This is a genomic window from Lysobacter sp. F60174L2 (assembly GCF_052547135.1).
In genome coordinates this window covers 498,931-514,763 of the sequence record NZ_JBQWRA010000001.1, presented here as the reverse complement: position 1 = coordinate 514,763, position 15,833 = coordinate 498,931, and the positions used below count along the sequence as shown (strand labels likewise).

Below are 15,833 nucleotides of genomic sequence, written 5' to 3'. Positions count from 1 at the left end.
AAGCCCTATGCACCGGCCGCGAGGTCGCGCCGGCCGTTGAGGTAATCGGCGGCGCTCATCGCCTTGCCACCGTCGCGTTGCAGCACGCGGATCCGCAGCGCACCTTCGCCACAGGCGACGTCGATGCCGTCGCGGCCGGCCAGCAGTACGGTCCCCGGCGCAGCGGCGTGGGACAGCGACAGCGCCACCGCGCCATGCAGGCGCACGCGTTCGCCGGCCAGTTGCGCTTCGGCCATCGGCCACGGGTTGAATGCGCGCACGGTGTTGGCCAGCTCGGTCGCCGGACGCGACCAGTCGAGCCGCGCCTCGGCCTTGTCGAGTTTGTGGGCGTAGGTCACGCCCTCGCCCGGCTGCGGTTGCGGCACCGGGCGGATGCCGGCGCGCAGCAGCCCGAGGCCATCGGCCAGCACCTGCGCACCGAGCGTGGCGAGGCGGTCGTGCAAGTGGCCGCCGGTCTCGTCGGCGCCGATGTCGATCGCCTGCTTCAACAGCACCGGCCCGGTGTCGAGGCCCTTCTCCATCTGCATCAGGCAGACCCCGGTCTGCCCGTCACCGGCCTGGATCGCCCGCTGGATCGGTGCCGCGCCGCGCCAGCGCGGCAGCAGCGAGGCGTGCACGTTCCAGCAACCGTGGGTCGGGATGTCGAGCACCGCCTGCGGCAGGATCAGGCCGTAGGCGACCACCACCAGCAGGTCGGGCTTGAGCGCGGCCAGCGCCTCGCGCGACAGCGGGGTCTTGAAGTTCTCCGGCTGCAGCACCTCGATCCCGCGCAGCAGCGCCTCGCGCTTGACCGGCGACGGCGCCAGCGTGCGACCACGCCCGGCCGGACGGTCGGGCTGGGTATACACGGCGACGACTTCATTGCGCTGGGCCGCCGCGCGCAGGCACGGCACGGCGAACTCGGGGGTTCCGGCAAAGACAATTCTCATGCGGCGATTCTACAGCCGCCGCCGCGGCACTCAGGCCGCGTTGCGCTTGGCCTTGGCCAGCTTCTTGCGCACCATCTCGCGCTTCAGCGGCGACAGGTAATCGACGAACAGCTTGCCCAGCAGGTGGTCCATCTCGTGCTGCACGCAGACCGCCAGCAGGTCGTCGACCCGCATCTCGAACGGCTGGCCATCGCGGCCGATCGCCTTGACCGTGATCCGGTCGGAGCGGGTCACGTCGGCGAAGATCCCCGGCACTGACAGGCAGCCTTCCTGGCAGACCTGCTCACCGGCGCGCTCGGTGATCTCCGGGTTGATGAACACCAGCGGCTGGTCCTTCTCCTCGCTGACGTCGATCACCATGAAGCGCTGGTGCACGTCGACCTGGCTCGCCGCCAGGCCGATGCCGGGCGCGGCGTACATGGTCTCGAACATGTCGTCGAGCAGTTGCTGGAACTCCGGCGACGCCACGTGCGACAGGTCGACGGGCGCGGCGACGGTGCGCAGGCGCGGATCGGGGAATTCGAGTATCGGTAAAAGGGCCATGGCTCTGAAAATGGGGGCGTGGGTCACAACCACAAGCAGCCGATGGATTGTAACGCCGTTGGCGGGCCGGATTGCTTGCAACCGCGCGGTTCTTCTGGGCTATAGTGCGGGCAGCCCCCACCGTCAGTTACTGACGCTCGGGCGCACCTGCAAGGGGAATCAGGTAGAACTGCCATGCTAAAACCGATCCGTGCGGTGATGACCGCTGCGTTGCTGACGATTGCCGCCCATGCGCTGGCCGCCGAAATCCGTGGCGACCATCCTGACACCTACGTGGTGCAGAAGGGCGACACCTTGTGGGATATCGCCGGACGCTTCCTCGAGAAGCCGTGGCTGTGGCCGGAAATCTGGCAGGCCAACCCGCAGGTGGCCAATCCACACCTCATCTACCCGGGCGACGTGCTGTCGCTGGCCTACCTCGACCGCGTGACCGTGGCCGAAGCCGGCCCGCGCGAGGTCGCCCCGGTGACCGGCGTGCCGCTGTCGGACGTCGAGCCGTTCCTGAAGGACCTGCGCGTGGTCGACGGGTTCGAGCAGCTGCCCTACGTGGTGTCGCTCGAGAGCGAGCGACTGCGCGGCACCCAGGGCCAGGTCGCCTACATCGAAGGCCTCGAGAACGCCCAGCCGGGCCAGCGCTACCAGGTGGTCCGCCCGACCCAGCGCTACACCCGGCTCGACCGCGAAGCCTGCTGCGACATCTTCCACAAGGACGATCTCGACTTCCGCGGCAAGCGCACGGTCGATTTCGAGCAGTACTGGACCAACGCGGTGGTGTCCGACAACGGCCACGAACTGCTCGGCTACGAGCTGATGCGGCAGAACACCGGCACCGTCACCCGTGGCGAAGTCGGCGGGATCGAGGTCACCACCCTGCTGCTGGACGACAGCGGCCGCGAAGTCCGGGTCGGCGACCGCCTGATCCCGGTCGAGGCCCAGCCGTACGACCTGCAGTTCTTCCCGCACGCCCCCAGCCGCCAGCTCGACTTCGGTCGCGCCCGCATCATGGCGGTCGCCGACATGCTGAGCACCGGCGGCCCGCGCGACGTGGTGGCGATCTCGGTCGGCGCCCGCGACGGCGTCGACAACGGCACCGTGTTCTCCAGCTGGCAGGTCGGCAACTCGGTGGTCGACCGGGTCGAGAACGGGCCGTGGGATCGCAGCGAGGACACCTTCGGCAAGAACAGCAAGGTGCGCCTGCCGGACGAGTTCGCCGGCCACCTGATGGTGTTCCGCACCTTCGACAAGGTCAGCTACGCGCTGGTGATGGACGCGATCCGGCCGGTCCAGGTCGGCCACGAGCTCAAGCACCCGGACGCGCCTTACTGATCGAGTAGGGATTTCCCTACCGCAGCACGCGACGGCGCCCTAGGGCGCCGTCGTCGTTTGCGGCCGATGCTGGGCGGATGCCGACTCCCGACTCCGCCACGCGCACCGACCTTTTCACCGACTTCCCCACGCGTTCGGGGATGCCTGGATCCGCCGCCGACACACCCGCCGACGCCGAAGCCCTGCTGCGCCTGATCACGTGCGGGGGCGCCGCGGCGCCGAGGCGGCATCTGCTGGAACAGGCACGACCCGCCGCAGCGCTGGCCGCCGCCGCGCTGTGGCGCGCCAGCGGCCTTTCCACGAGCCAGGTCGCCGCATTGCGTGGTCCGGCCCCGGCCGAACTGGCCCGCGCCCGCGACTGGCTCGCGGGTGCCGACCACCACCTGCTCGGCTGGCACCATCCCGACTACCCGCCGTTGCTGCGGCGTAGCCCGAATCCACCGCTGGCGCTGTTCGTCACTGGCGACCCCGCCCTGCTGTGGCGGCCGGCGGTGGCGATCGTCGGCAGTCGCTCGCCAACTCCGGTCGGCCGCGAGAACACGGTCGCGTTCACCCGCGCACTGGGTGCCGCCGGCCTGCTGGTCGCCAGCGGGATGGCCGCGGGCATCGACACCGCCGCCCACCATGCCGCCCTCGCCAGCGATGCGCCGACCGTAGCCGTCCTCGGCACCGGGCCGGACGTGGCCTACCCCCGCAGCAACCACGAGTTGCACGAAAAAATCGCCAAACATGGCGCCATCGTCAGCGAACACCTGCCGGGAACCGGGCCGCGCAAGGAGCATTTCCCGAGCCGCAACCGCATCCTCGCCGGGCTAAGCCTCGGCACCCTGGTGATCGAGGCCGCGCACCGCTCCGGCGCGCTGATCACCGCCCGGCTCGCGGCCGACTGCGGACGCGAGGTGATGGCCCTGCCGGGCTCGATCCACAATCCGCTCGCACGCGGCTGCCACCGGCTGATCCGTGATGGCGCCGCGCTGGTCGAACATCCGCAGGAGGTGGTCGACCTGCTCGCCCCGGCCGTGGCGAACCTCGCCGGCGACTTGCGCCAGCACCTGCTCGCCCCCACGTCGGAGGGCCATGCCGTCGCCAGCGCCGGCCTTCATGATCCTGACCACGGAACGATCACGGATTCGCCGGGGCCTGCCCGGATTGAACCGCCGGCCGCTACCCGTGGTCCAAACCGGCAGCCGGAGGCCAACGACGGTGTGGACGGTGACCACCACATCGTGTGGTGTGCACTCGGTCACGACCCAACCGGTATGGACCAGTTGGTCGAACGCACCGGATTGACGGCCGCACGACTGTCATCCATGCTGCTGCTCATGGAGCTGGAGGGTCGCGTGGCGGTGCAACACGGCCGGTATTTTCGCAACCGCTGAACCCATGCCTGAACGGGGTCGGCGGTCTCAGCAACTCCTGACCCACCGCGCCGCTTGCGGCGCAGGCCGAGGGGAAATGAAAGAGAGCATCCTGGACGTCCTGCTGTACCTGTTCGAACACTACTTCACCGAAGATGCGGACCTCGTCCGCGACCGCGACAACCTGCAAAGCGGCCCATTGTTCCAGGAGCTGGGCCAGGCCGGGTTCAGCCCGGCGGAGATCAACAAGGCCTTCGAATGGCTCGACGCGCTGGCCCTGCAGCGGCCGGCGGCGACGCCTGCGCGTGCCGACGGCCCGGTCCGGGTCTATGCCGGCCCCGAACTCGACCGCCTCGACACCGACTGCCGGGGCTTCCTGCTGTTCCTGGAGCAGCACGGCATCCTCGATGCCGGCCAGCGCGAGCTGGTGCTGGACCGGGCGATGGCGCTGGACCAGGACGGCATCGACCTGGACGACCTCAAGTGGGTGGTGCTGATGGTGCTGTTCAACCAGCCCGGCAGCGAGGCGGCCTACGCCTGGATGGAAACCCAGATGTTCGAGGAAGACCCGGAACCGGTGCACTGAGCGGCAGGACCATCAATAATGTGTGGCTTGCGGCCGGTTTCGCGCAGGACGCCCGCGCATCGGCTTGACAGCAACGCCTGCCGCGTGATTCCACTAAAGAAGCATTCCTGAACGCCCGGGGTCCGCCCCGGGCGTCGCCCTTGTCCGGTTCCGGCCATTCCCGGCACTCCCATCCGGCTTGGACAGCGCGCCTTCTTCACGGCGCGCCCTCGCCCCCAACGACAGGCTCTGCCGCGTGGCCAAGAACCTCCTCATCGTCGAGTCGCCGGCCAAGGCCAAGACGATCAACAAATACCTCGGCAAGGACTTCATCGTCCTGGCCTCCTATGGCCATGTCCGCGACCTGGTGCCGAAGGAGGGCGCGGTCGATCCCGCCGCCGACTTCGCGATGCGCTACGACCTGATCGAGAAGAACGAGAAGCACGTCGCCGCGATCGCCAAGGCCGCCAAGGGCGCCGACGCCGTCTACCTCGCGACCGACCCGGACCGCGAGGGCGAGGCGATCAGCTGGCACATCGCCGAGATCCTGCGCGAGCGCGGCCTGCTCGACGGCAAGACCCTGCAGCGGGTGGTGTTCACCGAGATCACCCCGCGCGCGATCAAGGAGGCGATGAACGCCCCGCGCGACATCGCCGGCGACCTGGTCGACGCCCAGCAGGCCCGCCGCGCGCTCGACTATCTGGTCGGCTTCAACCTGTCGCCGGTGCTGTGGCGCAAGGTCCAGCGCGGCCTGTCCGCCGGCCGCGTGCAGAGCCCGGCGCTGCGCATGATCGTCGAGCGCGAGGAAGAGATCGAGGCGTTCAAGGCACGCGAGTACTGGTCGATCGAAGCCGAGTGCCAGCATCCGAGCCAGGCCTTCAGCGCGCGCCTGACCAAGCTCGACGGACAGAAGTTCGAGCAGTTCACGATCACCGACGGCGACACCGCCGAGGCCGCGCGCCAGCGCATCGTGTCCGCCGCCAACGGCGCGCTGCACGTCACCGACGTCACCAGCAAGGAGCGCAAGCGCCGCCCGGCCGCGCCGTTCACCACCTCGACCTTGCAGCAGGAGGCCGCGCGCAAGCTCGGCTTCACCACCAAGCGCACCATGCAGGTCGCGCAGAAACTCTACGAGGGCGTGGCGCTCGGCGACGAAGGCACGGTCGGCCTGATCAGCTACATGCGTACCGACTCGGTCAACCTGTCGGTCGAGGCGGTCAGCGAGATCCGCGACGTGATCGCGCGCGACTACGGCACCCGCGCGGTGCCCGACCAGCCGGTCACCTACAAGTCGAAGTCGAAGAACGCGCAGGAGGCCCACGAGGCGGTGCGCCCGACCTCGGCGCTGCGCACCCCGGCGCAGGTCTCGCGCTTCCTCGAGGACGACGCCCGCCGGCTGTACGAGCTGATCTGGAAGCGCGCGGTCGCCAGCCAGATGGTCCCTGCCACGCTCAACACGGTGTCGGTCGACCTCGCCGCCGGCAGCGAACACAGCTTCCGCGTGTCCGGCACCACCGTGATCGACCCGGGCTTCCTCGCCGTCTACGAGGAAGGCAAGGACGCCAAGGCCGCCGATGCCGACGACGAGGGCCGCAAGCTGCCGCCGATGAAGACCGGCGACCGCATCCCGCTCGACCGCATCCACGCCGACCAGCACTTCACCGAGCCGCCGCCGCGGTTCTCCGAAGCGAGCCTGGTCAAGGCGCTGGAGGAATACGGCATCGGCCGGCCGTCGACCTACGCCTCGATCATCGCGACCCTGCTGTTCCGCAAGTACGTCGAACTCGACAGCCGCCGCTTCCGCCCGACCGACGTCGGCCGCGCGGTCAGCAAGTTCCTGTCGGCGCACTTCACCCAGTACGTCGACTACGACTTCACCGCCAAGCTCGAGGACGACCTCGATGCGGTGTCGCGCGGCGAGGAAGCGTGGGTGCCGTTGATGGAGCGCTTCTGGGAGCCGTTCCACGAGCTGGTCGAGGACAAGAAGGAATCACTCGACAAGGTCGACGCCGGCAGCGTGCGCATCCTCGGCAACGACCCGGCCAGCGGCCGCCCGGTCAGCGCGCGCATCGGCAAGTACGGTCCGCTGGTGCAGATGGGCACGGTCGAGGACGAGGAGAAGCCGAAGTTCGCCTCGCTGCAGCCGGGCCAGAGCATCTACTCGATCAGCCTGGAAGCGGCGCTGGAGCTGTTCAAGATGCCGCGCGCCCTCGGCCAGCACAACGGCGAGGACGTCAGCGTCGGCATCGGCCGCTTCGGGCCGTTCGCCAAGCGTGGAAGTACCTACGCCTCGCTGAAGAAAGAGGACGACCCCTACAAGATCGACCTGGAGCGCGCCGTTTTCCTGATCGAGGAGAAGGAGGAGATCGCCCGCAACCGGATCATCAAGGAGTTCGCCGGCAGCGACATCCAGGTCCTCAACGGCCGCTACGGTCCGTACCTCAGCGACGGCAAGCTCAACGGCAAGATCCCGAAGGACCGCGAGCCGGCCTCGCTGACCTTGGAGGAAGTCGTCAAGCTGATGGAGGAGACCGGCAAGCCGATGCGCAAGGGCTTCGGCAAGAAGGCGCCGGCGAAGAAGGCTGCGGTCAAAAAGGCGGCGGCGAAGAAGGTCGCGAAGAAAGCGCCCGCCAAGAAGGCGGCAAAGAAAACCACCGCAAAGAAGGCCACGAAGAAAGTCGTCAAAAAGGCCACCAAGAAGCCCGCCTGACACCCTGGTGTAGGAGCGACGTAAGTCGCGATTTCCCTGTTGTCGCGTCTGGCGCGCTGCGCGCAGGATCTCGCCGTCGCCACCGTGTTTCCTTGAAGGCCGGAACCGGGTCGACCCACCGGTTACCGAGGCGTTCGCGACTCACGTCGCTCCTACATTCCGTGTCACGACACGCCACACTCGACCGTGGCGCTATGCTTTCCCGCATGTCCGCTCCCATCCGGCCCACCGCCGCCATCGCCGCCCTGCGCCGCGGCGGCGTCATCGCCTATCCGACCGAAGCGGTCTGGGGGCTGGGCTGCAATCCGTTCGACGAAGCCGCGGTCACCCGCCTGCTGGCACTCAAGCAGCGCCCGGTCGACAAGGGCCTGATCCTGATCGCCGGCGCCCTGGGCCATCTCGACGGCCTGCTCGACTGGGACGCCATCCCGGCGGATGTGCGCGAGCGCGTGCTCGCCTCGTGGCCCGGCCCGAACACCTGGATCGTCCCGGCCACCGCGCGGGTGCCGCGCTGGATCACCGGCAGCCACGACGGCGTCGCGGTGCGGGTCAGCGCGCACCCGGCCGTCATCGCGCTGTGCACCGCGTTTGGCGGGCCACTGGTGTCGACCAGCGCCAACCCGGCCGGCGCCGAACCGCCGCGTCGGCTCGATGCGTTCGACCCCGTCCTGCGCGGCGCCGTCGATGCGATCGTCGAAGGCGACACCGGCGGGTTGTCGAGCCCGACCCGCATCCGCGATGCGTGCAGCGGGACGGTGCTGCGGCCCTGAACCGGCGCGCGACCCCGCCGATGCCAACCCGTGCAGCTGGCAGCGTGCGGCCTGTCGACAGCGACACGCGCGCACCGGCCATTGGCGGCCGGGTTCACCCGCATCGACATAAGCCGGTGCAAGATGACGGCATGCACGATCGCCTGCCGCCGCTGCTCGTCCTGCTGCTCCTGCTCCCCGTGGCGCGGGCCGACGCACGACCGGAGCAGGTCACGATCTACCGCTGCACCGATGCCGGCGGCGCGCTGACCCTGCGCGACACCCCGTGCAAGCGCGGCGAGCAGCAACAGGCGATCGAGATGCAGCGGCCGAAGGACCCGCCACCACGGCCCGCCGCGAAGCCGGCGCCGGCCCCGGCGGCAGCGCCCGCACCGGAAAAGATCGTCACCCGGGTGGTGGTGCTCGAACGGCCCGCGCCGGTCTACGAATGCACCACCGCCGACGGCGAGACCTACACCAGCGACAACCCGGTCGGCAATCCGCGCTGGATCCCGCTGTGGACGCTGGGCTACCCGGCGCGCCCGCCATACGCCTACCCGCGGCGCCCGTCGGCCGATACGCAGCCGCCGGTGATCCGGCGCCCGCCGCTGGACGTGCCGGTGCGACCGGCCGGCAGCCGCAGCCACCTCGGCAATGGCCTGGTGTTCGACGGCATCGGCCGGTCCAGCCCGCCGCCGCCGGGCGATCCGCAACGCGCGCCCGAACTGCCACCGGCCGTGGGCCTTGCCCATACGCCCGGCACCTGGATCCGTGACACCTGCCAGCGGCTGCCGCCCGCCGAAGTCTGCCAGCGCCTGCGCGACCGCCACTGGGAACTGGGCCGTCGTTACAACAGCGCACTGCAGAGCGAGCGCAGGCAGATCGATGCCGAGCAGGACCGCATCAATGCGCGGCTGGACCGCGAATGCACGGGGTGATGACGATGGCGACGACGCAGTCCGTGGTTCGCTACGGCGGGTCTCGCGCAGCAATCACGCGCACGTGGGCGCATCTGCCAATCATCGCCCTCGCGATCGCGCTCGGGTTCATGGCCCCCGCGACCGCACAGGACGCGGTGGTGATCTACCGCTGCACCGACGCCAGCGGCGCGGTCACGGTGCAGAACGACGTGCGTTGCCCCGGGGGCAGCCGCGAGGAACGCCGGGTGATCGAGACCGCGGCGCCACCGCCGTATACGCCACCGGTCGAACCCCCGGTTCCGGCGCCCGAACCGGCACCACCCACCGAGCCGACACCCGTCCCCACGGTGATCGAAACGCCAGCATCCGACACGCCCCCGGACCCGCCCGTCCCGCCGGCCGAGCGCACGCCACCGCCCCCGCTGTTCGCCTGCAAGACCTGGAACCGCGAGGAGTATTTCAGCGACAGCACCACCCCGGCACAGCGGTGCGCGCCTATGCGGACCACCGGCCTCGGTGGCGACCCGGCGCAGGGTGCCGGCGCGGCTTGCATGGTGGTGTCGGACTTCTGCCAGCCGGTGCCCGAAGCGGCGCTGTGCGAGAGCTGGCGCGACCACCTGATGCGCAGCGAGGCGATCGTCGAATTCGACCGCGCGCAGGACCCGGACGCGGCGGCGGCCGAACTCGAGCGGATCCGCACGATCGTCGCCCACAGCACCTGCGACTGAACGCAACCGCGGTGCTCAGAACCCGTAGCGCAGGAACCCGCCGTCGACCGCGATGCACTCGCCGGTGACGTAGCCGGAGGCCGGCAGGCACAGGAACGCGACCGCCGCGGCGACCTCCTCCGGCTCGCCGATCCGCCCCAGCGGCGTGCGCAGCAACACCTCGTCGAGGTAGTCGGGATCGGCCAGCTTGCTGGAGGTGCGCCGGGTGCGGATGTACCACGGCGCCACCGCGTTGACCCGGATGCCGTCCTCGGCCCATTCGACCGCGAGGTTGCGGGTCATCTGGTGCATCGCCGCCTTGCTCATGCCGTAGGGCGCACCGGTGCGCACGTGGGTGAGTCCCGACACGCTGCCGACGTTGACGATGGATGAGGCCGCGTGTCGGGTCAGCAGCGGGTGCAGGTAGCGCGACAGTTCGAACGCAGCGAACAGGTTGACCTCGAAGATCTGCCGCCACTCGTCGTCGCCGTAGTCGGTGCTGGGTTTACTGAGGTTGGCTCCGGCGTTGTTGACCAGGATGTGCAGGCCCTCGCCGAAATCCTCGACCCAGTCGAGCAGCTCGCGGCGTTGCTCCTCGATGCCGACGTCGCAGGCGAATACCTGCATCTCGCGCTCGGGGAAATCCTCCAGCAGTTCGGCGCGGGCATCGTCGAGACCGGCCGCGTCGCGCGCGGCCAGCAGCACGTCGGCGCCGAAGCCGAGCAGTTCGCGCGCGATCGCGCGGCCGATGCCAGCGCTGCCGCCGGTGACCAGCGCCAGTTGTCCGTCCAGCCGCCAGCGTTTGGGGTCCATGCCTGCTCCTGTCGAGGGCGCCGCGCGGAAACCTGCGATGGATGCGCGACCGGCGTAGCATAGCCCCGAGCCACGATGAGGATCTCCGCGATGCCGCGAAACCTGTCCCGTGCCGCACTCGCCAGCGCGCTGTGCTGCGCCGCGCTGGCGCTGTCCGCCTGCAAGCCGACGCCGCCCGACCCGGAACGCCCGGTGGAACCGCAGGCGCATGCCACCGGACTGCGCGATGCGATGCAGGAGCCGTTGGACAAGGCGAAGGCGGTGGAAGGGGATATGCAGAAGGCGGCCGAGGCGCAACGTGCGGCGATCGAGGCGGCCGGGGGCTGAGACGCGACAGGACGGCGGCCCGTTCCGGTTTACGCGGCGGGGTCACGCTTCGATGTAGGAGCGACGTGAGTCGCGATTTCACTGGTGCCCGGTTGCGTCGTGCGGTCGCGACTTACGTCGCTCCTACATTCGTGGAGCGCGGCGGATATGCGGACGACGACGCCCCTTCAGGCGGGGCGTCGCCACAATCCCATCGAACTACCGCAAGCTGCAGAAGCAGTAGGCCAGTGCCTTCACCGGCACGCCGGCGACCGGGGTGATCGCGCCTTCCAGCAACGCCATGTCGGCGCGGGTCTGCGGCAACGCCTTGGCGACGAGCCCGCGGGCGAGCGCGGAGTCGCCCAGCAGGTTCGCGCCGATGCGGCTCTGCGCGAAGCCGGTGAAGAACTGCTCGAACGGCGATGCCGCCTTCTCGACGTAGCGCACCGCGTAGTCGCCGGGCTCGCCGAGTTCGGCGCGCTTGGCGGCGTCGGCGATCGCGGGACGGATGCCGCCCAGTTCGTCGACCAGCCCGCGCGCCTTGGCCTGCGCGCCGCTCCAGACCCGGCCGCGGGCGACCTCGTCGATCTTCGCCACCGTCTGCTCGCGCGCGCCGGCGACCTTGCCGATGAAGTCGCGGTATCCCTTCTCGATCACCGACTGGATGACCTGGCCGACCGCCGGGTCGAGCTCGCGGGTGATGTTGAACGCACCGGCAAAGCGCGTGGTGCCGACGCCATCGGTGTTGACGCCGATCCTGTCGAGCGCGCGCGGGATGGTCGGGATCATGCCGAAGATGCCGATCGAGCCGGTGATCGTCGACGGGTCGGCGTAGATGCGGTCGGCATCCATGCTGATCCAGTAGCCGCCGGACGCGGCCAGGTCGCCCATCGACACCACCACCGGCTTGCCGGCGTCCTGCAGCGCGACCACCTCGCGGCGGATCTGCTCGGAGGCGAACACCTCGCCGCCGGGCGAATCCACGCGCAGCACCACCGCCTTGACGTTGTTGTCGTCGCGCGCCTGGCGCAGCAGCGCCGAGGTCGATTCGCCACCGATCGTGCCCGGCGGCTGCTCGCCACCGGTGATCGAACCGGCCGCGACCACCACCGCCACCTGCGGCCGGGGATCGGCGGCCATCTGCAACGCGCCGTCGAGGTGGGCGAGGTAGCCGTCCAGCGACACCTGGCGGAAGCCGCCTTCGGCATCGAAATCGGCGACACCCCGCTCGACCAGCATTTCATCGAGCTGCCCGCGGGTCTTCAGCGCATCCACCAGCTTGTGCTGCAGCGCGTACTGGGCGAGGTCGCCATTGACCTCCGCGATCCCGGCCGGCAGCTGGTCGATGTCGGCGGCGATCGTCGCCGGCGCGATCCCGCGCGCCTTGCCGACATCGGCCAGGTAGCGGTTCCAGAGGTCGTTCATCCAGTACAGGTCGGCCTGCTTCGACTCCGGCGAAGCCGCGTCGAGCACGAACGGTTCCGCCGCCGACTTGTACTCGCCGACCTTGAACAGGTGCACGTCGACGCCCAGCTTGTCCTGCAGGCCTTCGCGGTAGTACTGGCGGTAGCGGCCGAGGCCTTCCAGCATCAGGCCGCCCATCGGGTCGAGGTAGATCTCGTTGGCCTGCGCCGCGATCAGGTACTGCTGCTGGCCCATCATTTCGGAGAACGCCAGCACCTGCTTGCCGCTCTCGCGCAATCGCGCCACCGCGGCGGCGACCTCGCGACGGCTGGCCATGCCGCCGCCACCAAGTTTGTCGAGCTGCAGCACCACCCGTTCGATCCGCTTGTCGGTCGCGGCCGTGTCCAGCGCCCGCAGCAGGTCGCGCAACTGCACTTCGCCGCTCTTCTCGCCCATCGCCCGGGTCAGCGCGCGGGTCGCCGGGTCGACGCTGTACTGCTCGACCAGCGCGCCTTCCGGCGCGATCACCAGGGTGGTGCGGTCCAGCAGCGGCTCGACCCGGTCGCCGGCGCCGAGGATGGCCAGGAACAGGATCAGCAGCACGAAGAACACCAGGTTGAAGATCAACCGGCGGGTGAAGTTCATCGCGTCCCACAAGCCGATGAAGAAGCGGGCGATGGGTCCGCGACGCGGGGGCTGGTTCATTTTCGACAACTCCGATTCGATTCCACAGCCTACCGGCTGGGACGGGGTGAATCATCCGTCATTGGTCACCCGGGTGGCGTCGGGGGTGCGGTCGAGCGGGCGCGCGCCGAGCAGCCGCTGCAGCCGCGCCGGCCGGCTCGACCGCCAGAACCGCGTCCCGAGCAGCACCGAAGCGACCAGCAGGCCGGCGATCAGGCCGACCCACATGCCGCGCGGGCCGTAGCCGAGACCGAGCCCAAGCCCGGCGCCCAGCGGCATGCCGATGCCCCAGTACGCCAGCACCGCCAGCAGCATCGGCACGCGGGTGTCGCCGAGCCCGCGCAGGGCGCCGGCCGACAGCACCTGCACGCCGTCGGGGAACTGGAACGCCGCCGCAAACAGCAGCAGCGACGCGGCCAGCGTCGCGACCGCCACGTCATCGGTGTAGAACCCGACGATCCACTCGTTGCCCAGCAGCAGCACCAGCGCCGACAGCGCCTGGGTGCCGAGCACGATCACGTACCCCGCATTGGCGGCCCGGCGCACCCCAAAGCCATCACCGCGGCCGAGCGCATGGCCGACCCGCACCGTGGTCGCCTCGGCCAGGCCCATCGGGATCATGAAGCACAGGCTGGCGACGTTGATCGCGATCTGGTGCGCGGCCGCCGGGATCTCGCCGAGCCGGCCGATCAGCAACGCGGTGGTGACGAACAGGCCGCCCTCCATCGCCACCGTCACCCCGATCGGCAGGCCGGTCGCGAGCAGCCCGCGGATGGCCGGCCAGTGCGGCAGGTCGAAGCGCGCGAACAGGCGCAGTCCGGCAAACCGTCGCGCCCGCCTCAGGTACAGCGCGAACGCGATCGCCTGTGCCCACAGCATGACCGCCGAGGCGATGCCGAGGCCGCCGGCGCCGCGCTCGGGCATGCCGAACAGGCCGTAGGTCAACGCATAGCCCAGCGGCACCAGCAGCAACAGTCCGCCGAACCCGAACAGCATCGTCGGCAGGGTGAAGTGCAGGCCGTCGCAGAGGTAGCGCATGCACAGGTACAGGGTCAGCGCCGGCACGCCCCAGCGGATGCCGCGCAGGAAGTCGCTGGCGCCGGGCACGATCTCCGGCGCGATGCCCATCGGTCCGAGCGCATGCACCGCGGCGGTCATGAAGCCGAACAGCGCGATCCCGAGCACCACCGACAGCCACAGCCCCTGCCGGAACAGCGCGCCGACCTCGTCGCGGCGGCCCGCGCCATCGAGTTGCGAGACCGCTGGCGGCAACGACATCAGCGTGCCCATCGGCACCATCATCGGCAGCCAGAACAGCGCAGTGCCGACCGACACCGCCGCCAGCGTCTCGGTGCCGTGGTGGCCGGCGATCACCGCATCGACGAAACCGATCAGCCCGGTCGACAGGTGCCCGAGCACCAGCGGCGCGGCGAGCAGGCCGGTGCGACGGACCTCTTTCGACAGGCGTGGCGGGTCGGGGAGGCGCGGCGACGGCGCCGCCGGGACGGGAGGGGAAGACATCGAACGACCGGATCGCACGACTGCAGCCGCGCCGCCGAACGGATGTCGGGCGCTGGCGCCGGGTCGTGGCGGCCCGCTATCTTAGCCGCTCGCCGGTGACGGCCCATGGAACAGAAACCACGATGAGCGACGCTGCGAGCCCCCACGGCGCCCACGCCAGCCCAACCCGTTGCGAGAACTGCGATACCACCCTGCAGGGCGAGTTCTGCCACCAGTGCGGGCAGTCGATACACAACCCGATCCGCCACGCCGCGCATGCGGTCGAGGAATTCTTCGAGGCGTTCTGGCATCTCGACGGCCGCTTGTGGCGCACCCTGCGCGACCTCGCCAGCCCGGGACGGACGGCCATCAACTACCTCGCCGGCCACCGCCAGCGCTACATCGCGCCGCTGCGGCTGTTCGTGGTGCTCAGCGTGCTGACGTTCTTCATCGGCGCGGCGACCATGCACTTCGACGATGCGACGGTCTCCACCGACGGCATCGACACGATCGCCGCGGCGACGACGGTCGCGGAGGTGGAGAAGGCCCGCGACGAGCTGGTGGCCGAGATCGAACAGGCGCGCGTGGAAGCCGGCAACACGCCCGGGGTGGATCCGGCGCTGATCGCCGCCGAGGTCCGGATACGCGGTGTGGCGGCGAACCGCATCGTCGAGCTGGGCGGGGATCCGGGCGCGAACGGCACGGCCGCGGCGGAGACGTCGAAGTCCGAGCCCTGGCGCAAGGGGCTGCAGTTCAACATGCTCGGCCATCACGGTGTGTGGGATCCGGAAACCAACCCGTTGGTGGTCAGCTGGTGGCCCGACTTCGCCAATGCGTGGCTCAACCGCAAGGCCGGCAACATCGACCGCAACATGGAGAGCGAGGCGTTCGCCTCGGCCGACTTCTGGGTGCAGGGCATGATGGCGTCCGCGCCGACCGCGCTGTTCCTGCTGGTGCCGGTGTTCGCGCTGCTGCTGAAGATCTTCTACCTGTTCACCCGGCGGCTCTACCTGGAACACCTGGTGGTGGCGCTGTACAGCCACGCGTTCCTGCTGCTGGCGTTGACGGCGTTGTTCCTGCTGTCGCTGCTCGGCGGCTGGCTGGCGACCGCGCCGGTCTGGATCGGCATCGTGATCGCCACCGCCTCGGCCGCGATGATGGTGTGGATGCCGGTCTACCTGCTGCTGATGCAGAAACGCGTGTACCAGCAGGGCTGGTGGCTGACCGTGCCGAAGTACCTCGCCATCGGCATGGTCTATTTCATGATGCTGCTGTTCGCGACGATCATCGCGTTCCTCGCGCGGCTGGCGGGCGGCTGA

The 15,833-nt window shown here is 69.7% G+C and carries 14 protein-coding genes; 9 read left to right on the top strand and 5 right to left on the bottom strand.

Annotated elements, in window-relative coordinates:
* Positions 1-5: 5 nt before the first annotated feature.
* Both fmt and def read right to left on the bottom strand, forming a co-directional pair.
* Positions 6-929, bottom strand: coding sequence for a methionyl-tRNA formyltransferase (fmt, locus tag ACT9AS_RS02250; RefSeq protein WP_445098491.1), 924 nt, complete (start codon positions 927-929; stop codon positions 6-8).
* A 30-nt stretch (positions 930-959) separates the two neighbouring features.
* Complete coding sequence (def, locus tag ACT9AS_RS02245; protein WP_445098490.1) at positions 960-1,472, bottom strand: peptide deformylase; 513 nt, start codon at positions 1,470-1,472, stop codon at positions 960-962.
* A gap of 174 nt (positions 1,473-1,646) precedes the next feature.
* Between def and ACT9AS_RS02240 the strand changes: the two genes are divergently transcribed.
* The 7 genes from ACT9AS_RS02240 (at position 1,647) to ACT9AS_RS02210 (ending at position 9,828) form a co-directional block, all read left to right on the top strand.
* A complete protein-coding gene (locus tag ACT9AS_RS02240; RefSeq protein WP_445098489.1) occupies positions 1,647-2,798 on the top strand; it encodes a LysM peptidoglycan-binding domain-containing protein in 1,152 nt (383 codons plus the stop codon).
* Between the two features lie 140 nt (positions 2,799-2,938).
* Positions 2,939-4,177, top strand: a complete 1,239-nt coding sequence (gene dprA, locus ACT9AS_RS02235) for a DNA-processing protein DprA (protein ID WP_445098488.1) — start codon at positions 2,939-2,941, stop codon at positions 4,175-4,177.
* A gap of 76 nt (positions 4,178-4,253) precedes the next feature.
* A complete protein-coding gene (locus ACT9AS_RS02230) occupies positions 4,254-4,742 on the top strand; it encodes a DUF494 family protein (protein WP_445098487.1) in 489 nt (162 codons plus the stop codon).
* A gap of 235 nt (positions 4,743-4,977) precedes the next feature.
* On the top strand, positions 4,978-7,431 hold the full coding sequence (locus tag ACT9AS_RS02225; RefSeq protein WP_445098486.1) for a DNA topoisomerase I: 2,454 nt from the start codon (positions 4,978-4,980) through the stop codon (positions 7,429-7,431).
* A 206-nt stretch (positions 7,432-7,637) separates the two neighbouring features.
* Positions 7,638-8,201: a Sua5/YciO/YrdC/YwlC family protein gene (locus ACT9AS_RS02220; RefSeq protein ID WP_445098485.1), complete on the top strand. Its 564-nt coding sequence runs from the start codon at positions 7,638-7,640 to the stop codon at positions 8,199-8,201.
* Between the two features lie 131 nt (positions 8,202-8,332).
* Positions 8,333-9,118 (top strand): DUF4124 domain-containing protein, encoded by a 786-nt coding sequence (locus ACT9AS_RS02215; RefSeq protein WP_445098484.1) that lies wholly within the window; start codon positions 8,333-8,335, stop codon positions 9,116-9,118.
* 110 nt (positions 9,119-9,228) lie between these two features.
* Entirely contained in the window at positions 9,229-9,828 is a 600-nt protein-coding gene (locus ACT9AS_RS02210; protein WP_445098483.1) for a DUF4124 domain-containing protein, read from the top strand.
* A 15-nt stretch (positions 9,829-9,843) separates the two neighbouring features.
* Here ACT9AS_RS02210 and ACT9AS_RS02205 read toward each other — a convergent pair whose 3' ends face one another.
* Positions 9,844-10,620: an SDR family oxidoreductase gene (locus ACT9AS_RS02205; RefSeq protein ID WP_445098482.1), complete on the bottom strand. Its 777-nt coding sequence runs from the start codon at positions 10,618-10,620 to the stop codon at positions 9,844-9,846.
* Between the two features lie 90 nt (positions 10,621-10,710).
* Here ACT9AS_RS02205 and ACT9AS_RS02200 point away from each other — a divergent pair, with 90 nt between their 5' ends.
* The gene (locus ACT9AS_RS02200) at positions 10,711-10,947 is read left to right on the top strand and encodes a hypothetical protein (protein ID WP_445098481.1); all 237 of its coding nucleotides are present in this window, start codon (positions 10,711-10,713) and stop codon (positions 10,945-10,947) included.
* Between the two features lie 198 nt (positions 10,948-11,145).
* On the opposite strand, the gene sppA is transcribed toward ACT9AS_RS02200, so the two are convergent.
* Complete coding sequence (gene sppA, locus ACT9AS_RS02195) at positions 11,146-13,035, bottom strand: signal peptide peptidase SppA (RefSeq protein ID WP_445098480.1); 1,890 nt, start codon at positions 13,033-13,035, stop codon at positions 11,146-11,148.
* A gap of 51 nt (positions 13,036-13,086) precedes the next feature.
* Positions 13,087-14,535, bottom strand: coding sequence for an MATE family efflux transporter (locus ACT9AS_RS02190; protein WP_445098479.1), 1,449 nt, complete (start codon positions 14,533-14,535; stop codon positions 13,087-13,089).
* A 122-nt stretch (positions 14,536-14,657) separates the two neighbouring features.
* Here ACT9AS_RS02190 and ACT9AS_RS02185 point away from each other — a divergent pair, with 122 nt between their 5' ends.
* Positions 14,658-15,833 carry a DUF3667 domain-containing protein gene (locus ACT9AS_RS02185; RefSeq protein WP_445098478.1) on the top strand — a complete coding sequence of 392 codons (1,176 nt, stop codon included), beginning with the start codon at positions 14,658-14,660 and terminating at the stop codon, positions 15,831-15,833.

Bases quoted from the DNA above. Each gene is read 5' to 3' on its own strand.
- fmt (WP_445098491.1), bottom strand. From the start codon at position 929: ATGAGAATTGTCTTTGCCGGAACCCCCGAGTTCGCCGTGCCGTGCCTG.
- def (WP_445098490.1), bottom strand. From the start codon at position 1,472: ATGGCCCTTTTACCGATACTCGAATTCCCCGATCCGCGCCTGCGCACC.
- ACT9AS_RS02240 (WP_445098489.1), top strand. From the start codon at position 1,647: ATGCTAAAACCGATCCGTGCGGTGATGACCGCTGCGTTGCTGACGATT.
- dprA (WP_445098488.1), top strand. From the start codon at position 2,939: ATGCCTGGATCCGCCGCCGACACACCCGCCGACGCCGAAGCCCTGCTG.
- ACT9AS_RS02230 (WP_445098487.1), top strand. From the start codon at position 4,254: ATGAAAGAGAGCATCCTGGACGTCCTGCTGTACCTGTTCGAACACTAC.
- ACT9AS_RS02220 (WP_445098485.1), top strand. From the start codon at position 7,638: ATGTCCGCTCCCATCCGGCCCACCGCCGCCATCGCCGCCCTGCGCCGC.
- ACT9AS_RS02215 (WP_445098484.1), top strand. From the start codon at position 8,333: ATGCACGATCGCCTGCCGCCGCTGCTCGTCCTGCTGCTCCTGCTCCCC.
- ACT9AS_RS02210 (WP_445098483.1), top strand. From the start codon at position 9,229: ATGGCCCCCGCGACCGCACAGGACGCGGTGGTGATCTACCGCTGCACC.
- ACT9AS_RS02205 (WP_445098482.1), bottom strand. From the start codon at position 10,620: ATGGACCCCAAACGCTGGCGGCTGGACGGACAACTGGCGCTGGTCACC.
- ACT9AS_RS02200 (WP_445098481.1), top strand. From the start codon at position 10,711: ATGCCGCGAAACCTGTCCCGTGCCGCACTCGCCAGCGCGCTGTGCTGC.
- sppA (WP_445098480.1), bottom strand. From the start codon at position 13,035: ATGAACCAGCCCCCGCGTCGCGGACCCATCGCCCGCTTCTTCATCGGC.
- ACT9AS_RS02190 (WP_445098479.1), bottom strand. From the start codon at position 14,535: ATGTCTTCCCCTCCCGTCCCGGCGGCGCCGTCGCCGCGCCTCCCCGAC.
- ACT9AS_RS02185 (WP_445098478.1), top strand. From the start codon at position 14,658: ATGAGCGACGCTGCGAGCCCCCACGGCGCCCACGCCAGCCCAACCCGT.